This window comes from Collinsella aerofaciens (assembly GCF_015553355.1).
In the GTDB taxonomy this organism is placed as follows: Bacteria; Actinomycetota; Coriobacteriia; order Coriobacteriales; family Coriobacteriaceae; genus Collinsella; species Collinsella aerofaciens_V.
This window is the reverse complement of sequence record NZ_JADNGN010000057.1, coordinates 1-6,795: the sequence shown is the minus strand read 5'-3', so window position 1 is coordinate 6,795 and position 6,795 is coordinate 1. Positions and strand designations below refer to the sequence as shown.

Here is a 6,795-nt window from a genome sequence, read left to right as displayed (position 1 = left end):
TCTAAGAACGCCCCGCCACATCGTTAACTCGCATGATGATAGCAAATACGACAAGCGAGATGCCTGCGACTTGCAGGCATCTCGCTTTATCTAAATAACGTGGTTGTGAATCAACCGCTATTTGTTAATCGTCCTAGCATGGACGGGTTTTCCAAGTACCGCAGATTGCCGTGAAAGAGGAGCGACGCGTACTTTGGTACGCGAGCGACGGTTTGAACGGCAAGGTGCGGTGCTTGGGAAAGCCGCTTAGCGGTAGCTGACGCTTTGCTGGGAGTCCTTGACGACAACGTCGTGGGCGCCGCCTTCGACGATGGAGGTGGAGCTGACCAGGGTCAGGCGAGCCTTTTCCTGGAGCTCGGGGATCGAGAGGGCACCGCAGTTGCACATCGTGGACTTAACCTTGTAAAGCGTACCGCCCACGCCGTCCTTGAGGGAGCCGGCGTACGGGACGTAGGAGTCGACGCCCTCGACGAAGCTGAGCTTCGCGGCGCCGCCCAGGTCGTAACGCTGCCAGTTGCGGGCACGCGCGGAACCCTCGCCCCAGTACTCCTTCATATACTGACCGTTGACGTTAACGCGCTCGGTCGGGCTCTCGTCGAAGCGGGCGAAGTAACGGCCCAGCATCATAAAGTCGGCGCCCATGGCAAGGGCGAGCGTCATGTGGTAGTCGTAGACGATGCCACCATCGGAGCACACGGGCACGTAGACGCCGGTCTCCTCGTAGTACTCGTCGCGAGCGCGGCAGACGTCGATCAGCGCGGTGGCCTGACCGCGGCCGATGCCCTTGGTCTCGCGGGTAATGCAGATAGAACCGCCGCCGATACCGACCTTGATGAAGTCGGCACCGCAGTCTGCCAAAAAGCGGAAGCCCTCGGCATCGACGACGTTACCGGCACCGACCTTGACGTCATCGCCGTAGTTGGCGCGAATCCACTCAATGGTTCGCTTCTGCCACTCGCTGAAGCCCTCGGAAGAGTCGATGCACAGGACATCGGCACCGGCCTCGATGAGCAGCGGCACGCGCTCGGCATAGTCGCGGGTGTTGATGCCGGCGCCGACCATGTAGCGCTTATCGCCGTCGAGCAGCTCGTTGGGGTTGGTCTTGTGGCTGTCGTAGTCCTTGCGGAAGACGATGCCCATAAGGTGATCGTTGTCGTCGACGATGGGCAGGGCGTTGAGCTTATTGTCCCAGATGACGTCATTGGCAACCTTGAGGCTGATGTTCTTGTCGCCCACGATGAGCTGCTCACGCGGGGTCATGAACTCGGAGACCTTCGTCTGGTGGTCATCGCGGCTGGGGCGATAGTCACGGCTGGTGACGATGCCCAGGAGCTTGCCCTTGGGGGTGCCGTCGTCGGTGACCGGCATGGTGGAGTGACCGGTCTTATCCTTGAGCTCGATGACCTGCTCCATGGTCATGTCGGGGGTCAGCGTGGAATCGGACTGAACGAAGCCGGCCTTGTGATCCTTGACGGCCTTGACCATGGCGGCCTCGGACTCGGCGCTCTGGGAACCGTAGATGAAGGACAGGCCGCCCTCGGTAGCGAGCGCGACACCCATGTCGACGCCCGAGACGGACTGCATGATAGCGGAAACCATGGGGATGTTCAGGGTGATTGCCGGCTTCTCACCGCGCTTAAAGCGGGTCAGCGGCGTCTTAAGAGAGACGTTGTTGGGGATGCACTGCGAGGACGAGTAACCAGGGACCAGCAGATACTCCGAAAACGTGTGGGACTCACCGGGAAAGAACGTAGCCATGTTTCTCCTTTTTCCATGCGACCGGTCGGCTGCAGGCCTCGTAGGACCCAGCCCAACCTTGGGCGCCCAATACTGGGGAAGTATCTTAACGCACTTTGACTGCTACAATGCATGATTTAAGAAGAGCACACGAGGGTTTGACGCAGGCTTTGCGTTTGCCCAGCAAACACTTTAGCGGGGAGACGTGGAGCACATGGAGTACAAGACGACGGCAAAGTTGGTCATTCAAGCGTGCGACAAAGATCTGCCGGGCGTGTTTGGTCACGGCTGCGTCTTGCTGCTGCAGGGTATTGCCCGCGAGCACTCGCTCAACCGTGCCGCCAAGAGCATGGGCATGGCGTATTCCAAGGCCTGGCGCATTGTGAACGAAGCCGAAGGCCAGCTGGGCTGCAAGCTCATAGAGCGCGACGGCGCCCGCGGATCCACCCTCACCCCCGCCGGCGAGCGAGCCATAGCGGTCTACGAGGAGCTGCAGGCCGACATCAACAACGTCATCGCCACCAAAGCCGACGCTCTCATCGCCAGCATCAATGCAGAGTAGTCCTTTTGGGGCTGAATTGTTGTCCACCGCACCCTCGGATTGAGGCTCGCGCCACAAAAACGGGCCCATCTACTACGTTTAGCTGAATACCCTCGACCATACCGGACATTATGAAATTAAAACCGCTGGTAGACAGCTTGGTAATTTTCAAAATAGGCGGGCATGGTCGACCCCTATGGCTTAAACGTAGTAAATAGGCCGTTTTCGTGGCGCAGGCCCCGATTAGCTACTTGCGGAGGGCGTTGTCTAGGGTGGCGGCCACGATCAAGGGGTTGTCGGTGCCGGCAAAGAGGCGGATGGTGCTCCCCTGCTTGCCACGCGGAGCCGAAAGGCGCGTTGTTGGGCCGCCTGCGGGTGATGTGCGGAATTCATCCGGCAGCATGCTGAAGAATTCGCCCGCGGTGCAGTCCATCAGGTCAAATTCAACTGCCGGGCCAAAGCCGTGCTCGAGGATTCCCGTTGCAACCGCATGGTCGGGATGCGAGGTCAGCCCAGGATAGCGCACGCCGTGCACCATCTCGTTCGCGGCCAAATACTCGGCCAGTGCACGCGCGCGGTCGACGTGTGCCTGCATGCGGGTGTCGAGCGTGTCGAGCCCGTGCTCTAGAACCTCGGCCTCATCGGAGGACAAGTCGAGCGCGGCCAATCCGCAGCCCTCGAGCAGCGCATGCGCGCACTCGGCCGCGGCGTCCACGCGATGGCGCTTGAGCTGCGAGCGCGCGACCGACGCCGCCACGAGCTTGCGCGGCGCCTCACCGGCACACACGCGGTCAAGTGCCTCGAGCGACAGCACGGCACCCAGCCGCAGCGGATCGCAGCCAAAGACGTCAGCCACGGTGTTGTCCACAACCAGCAGCGCATGGGCCTCACGCGCCGCCCGACCCAGCGCGCGCAGATTGGGCACACGCAGACCAAACCCGCCGATGGAGTTTAAAAACCACCACAGGTGCGGCCCCTCGGCATCAAACGAAGCATCAAAGCCCTTGGACGCAGCAGCAAACGCGGCAGCCGACGGCTCCCCCACCATAGCCACGTCGCAGGCATCAAAGCCGTGCGCAAACGCATCGGCAAAGTCGTCCGCAAACGCAACCAGGCGGTCACCGGGGCGCACAATCCCCAACAGAGACAGCGCCGCCGGCACATGCAGGGCCGCAACAAGACGCGCCTCACGCGAGCCGGCCCTCAAAGCCCAGGCCTCCTCTAGCTGCTGTACATCCACAAGGCACCGTCCCTTCATAAACAAAAACCCACGATGCGGGTGTTCCCCGCATCGTGGGCAACGGCTGCAGTATAGCGCCGATATGCGACGAATCGCCTAGATGTTGAGCGTGTGATAGGTCACGCTCGCACCTGCGGCGTCAACGGACACGCCATAGGTCGCAGGGTAGATACGCGTGGAGAACACAAGCGCACCGTCGTTGACAAACACCTCGACCGACGAGACGTCGCCAACAATGCGCACGTTGCGCACCTCGTCGACGGGCTCCCAGCGCACAGTACGACCGCAGCCGGCAGAAGCGCGACCCTCATCGGTAAATCGCATCTCAAAACGCGAGGGCAGTTCGCCCTCGGCGGGCACAAATACCAGCTTCAGCTCGCCATCAACAGTCGCGGTAAACGCGCCGTCGACACCGTCGGCAACAACGTCAAAGCAGGTATCGCCGGCAACCTCCAACGAACCCTCCCCCACACGCACCGAGGCATAATGGTGTTCAATCTCGCGCGCCGGCTGCTGCAGCACCACGCCGTCGGCACCGGCTGTAAGCTCACGCGGCGCTGTCATGCAGTGCTGCCAGCCACGCGCCACGGTGGGGCCGTTACCATAGGTCGGCTCATCGGGCATGCCCATCCAGCCGATCAGAATGTGGCGACCGTCCTCGGCCGTGAACTCCTGCGGAGCATAGAAGTCAAAACCGGCGTCCCACAGGCGGAACTCGCCCAGCTCATAGGCACCGTCACCACCGGTAATTTCGCCCGTTACAGGCATGTAGCCAGCAGCGTATACGTTGCCGCGGTCCCAACGGCCGCCCTCAAGGCCCTGGGGCGAGAATGACAAAAATGCAGCGGTATTGCCATTCGCATCGAGCTCTATATAGCCGGGGCACTCCCACATAAAGCCAAAACGCTCGGACGTAGACACACGGCTCTCGAGTTCCCAGCTCAGCATATCGGCCGAGCCGTACACCAAGATCTCGCCCACATCGCGACCGGCGCCCTCGCCATGCATGGCGCAAAAACGGCTCTCGACATGCGGCCCGTCAACGCGACGACGCGCGCCCAGCACCATGTGATAGCGACCGGCCTCATCGCGCCACACCTTGGGATCGCGCACGTGGCACGTCAGATCCTCGGGATAGTCCTCCGACGCCAGCACCACGCGCTTTTGGCTGAACGTCTGCCCATCGACACTCTCGACATACACGGTGTCGGCGCGACGGCCGGAGTTGACATAGTCAAAGACGCCGCCCGCATCGGGGAGCTTAACGTTGCCGGTATAGAGCACGCGAATGCGGCCGTCCTCGGCAAGCGCGGAGCCCGAATACACGCCATGGCAATCGAATGGCTCGTCGGGCAGCAGCGGGGCGCCAACGTAGTCCCACGTCATAAGATCGCGACTCGCCGCATGGCCCCACATCTTGACGCCGCCGTTCACATCAAACGGGGCATACTGAAAGTACGCGTGAAATACGCCATCTGCCTGGCAAAGACCGTTGGGGTCGTTGAGCCAGCCCGCCGGCGGCATAATATGAAAGCGCTGGCCATACGCGCCATGACCGCACTCAGAGGCGGCGGCGTCAACAGCGGCGACCAGCTTTGCAAGGTCGCGACCAAGTGCATTAGACATATCAAAGTCCTAACGGATCGAAAGTTACAAGGCGCCAGAGATCGGCGCCAAATACGGGAAACGCCCGCGGGCATACAGCCCACGGGTGTTCCTCAATCAAAAGCTCTTAGGCCTGCTCGGAAGCCTTGGGCTCATCCTTGTACAGGACAAACGAGACAGCAAAGGAAACCAGCGCGGCGACCGCAAACATGATCGCGTACTGCACGGGCTGGGCCAGGCACAGCAGGATACCGAAGATACCGGTAACGCCCGTGCCGGAGGCGGCCAGCGAAGTGAGCGCGCAGGCCAGGGCACCGCAACCGCCGCCGATGCAGCCGGCGATGAAGGGCTTAAAGAAGCGCAGGTTCACACCGAAGATGGCAGGCTCGGTAATGCCCATGAAGGCGGACAGGGCCGAAGGAAGCGCCAGACCCTTGATCTTGGCATCGCGGGTCTTAAATGCAACGGCGAGCGCGGCACCACCCTGGGCGATGTTGGCGGCACTGGCGATGGGCAGCCAGTAAGTCACGCCGTACTGGGCGAGCTGGCCCAGGTCGATGGCGGTGTACATCTGGTGGATACCGGTAACGACCGTGGGAGCATAGAACAGGCCGACGATAAAGGAACCGATGCCGAAGGGCAGGGTGAGCAGGGCCTGGATCAGACCGAGGATGGCGTTCTCAGCCCAGACAAAGATGGGGCCGACGGCAACGAGAGTCACGAGCACGGTCACGAACACCGAGACGAGCGGGGTCACAAAGAGGTCGAACATCTCGGGGACAACCTTGTGGAGGCGCTTCTCCAAGAAGGCGAGGATGGCGCAGGCGATAACGATGGGGATCACGTGGCCCTGATAACCGACCCACTCAAAGCTGTACATACCGGGAATGACGTTGACCATGGTCTGCACGCCCTCGGAGGCAACCGTGTAGGCGCTCTGCAACGAGGAGTTGATGAACGCACCACCGACGACGGCGCCCAGGTACGGGTTGGCTCCAAAGGCCTTAGCGGCGGAGTAACCGATCAGGATCTGCAGGATGCCAAAGGACGTTCCCGAGACCAGGTCGGCAATCTTGTAGATAAAGTTATTGGTGTCGAGCGCGATAAAGCCGTTGGAGGCCATAAAGTTGAGGGCACTCATAATGCCCAGCAGCAGGCCCGAAGCCACGATGGCGGGGATGATGGGGACAAAGACGTCGCCGAGCACCTTAATGGCACGCATAAAGATGTTCTGCTGCTGCGCCGCGGCCTCCTTGACCTCGGCCTTGGTGGCAGCCTCGACGCCGCTGAGCGCAATGAACTCGTCGTAGACCTTGTTGACGGTGCCGGTGCCAAAAATAATCTGGAGCTGGCCTTGGGCCTCAAAGACGCCCTTGGCGCCGTCAATATTCTCGAGGGCCTCCTTGTCAACCTTCGCGTTATCGGCAATCACCAGGCGCAGACGCGTGGCGCAGTGTGCGGCCGAAATAACGTTGTCGGCGCCACCGACGTTGTCGAGCACCTCTTGGGCTGATTTACGGTAGTCCATGTCTTCCCTTTCCTCCAACGGGCGCGTGTGCACCCGACCATCTTTGATACTTACACTGTAATCGTTTGGCTCTGTTAGACCAGGATTGACATTCCGCCCCGTCATCTTCTTGCGATTGCACAATGGTCGCCCCTTGTCGAATCT

The 6,795-nt window shown here is 61.0% G+C and carries 5 protein-coding genes; 1 reads left to right on the top strand and 4 read right to left on the bottom strand.

Features of this window, described 5'->3' with window-relative positions; all coding sequences use genetic code 11:
- Nucleotides 1-246 precede the first annotated feature (246 nt).
- On the bottom strand, nt 247-1,758 hold the full coding sequence (locus I2D57_RS09665; protein ID WP_195362328.1) for an IMP dehydrogenase: 1,512 nt from the start codon (nt 1,756-1,758) through the stop codon (nt 247-249).
- 193 nt (nt 1,759-1,951) lie between these two features.
- Here I2D57_RS09665 and I2D57_RS09660 point away from each other — a divergent pair, with 193 nt between their 5' ends.
- Nucleotides 1,952-2,299, top strand: coding sequence for a winged helix-turn-helix domain-containing protein (locus tag I2D57_RS09660; protein ID WP_195362327.1), 348 nt, complete (start codon nt 1,952-1,954; stop codon nt 2,297-2,299).
- 226 nt (nt 2,300-2,525) lie between these two features.
- On the opposite strand, the gene I2D57_RS09655 is transcribed toward I2D57_RS09660, so the two are convergent.
- The 3 genes from I2D57_RS09655 to I2D57_RS09645 all read right to left on the bottom strand — a co-directional run bounded on the left by I2D57_RS09655 (nt 2,526) and on the right by I2D57_RS09645 (nt 6,651).
- Nucleotides 2,526-3,518 carry a PLP-dependent transferase gene (locus tag I2D57_RS09655; protein WP_195362326.1) on the bottom strand — a complete coding sequence of 331 codons (993 nt, stop codon included), beginning with the start codon at nt 3,516-3,518 and terminating at the stop codon, nt 2,526-2,528.
- 96 nt (nt 3,519-3,614) lie between these two features.
- The gene (locus tag I2D57_RS09650; RefSeq protein ID WP_195362325.1) at nt 3,615-5,144 is read right to left on the bottom strand and encodes a glycoside hydrolase family 32 protein; all 1,530 of its coding nucleotides are present in this window, start codon (nt 5,142-5,144) and stop codon (nt 3,615-3,617) included.
- 106 nt (nt 5,145-5,250) lie between these two features.
- Nucleotides 5,251-6,651, bottom strand: coding sequence for a PTS transporter subunit EIIC (locus I2D57_RS09645; RefSeq protein ID WP_195362324.1), 1,401 nt, complete (start codon nt 6,649-6,651; stop codon nt 5,251-5,253).
- Nucleotides 6,652-6,795: the final 144 nt, after the last annotated feature.

What these genes read in the sequence shown, in the direction of transcription:
- I2D57_RS09665 (WP_195362328.1), bottom strand. Translation starts at nt 1,758, where the DNA reads ATGGCTACGTTCTTTCCCGGTGAGTCCCACACGTTTTCGGAGTATCTG.
- I2D57_RS09660 (WP_195362327.1), top strand. Translation starts at nt 1,952, where the DNA reads ATGGAGTACAAGACGACGGCAAAGTTGGTCATTCAAGCGTGCGACAAA.
- I2D57_RS09650 (WP_195362325.1), bottom strand. Translation starts at nt 5,144, where the DNA reads ATGTCTAATGCACTTGGTCGCGACCTTGCAAAGCTGGTCGCCGCTGTT.
- I2D57_RS09645 (WP_195362324.1), bottom strand. Translation starts at nt 6,651, where the DNA reads ATGGACTACCGTAAATCAGCCCAAGAGGTGCTCGACAACGTCGGTGGC.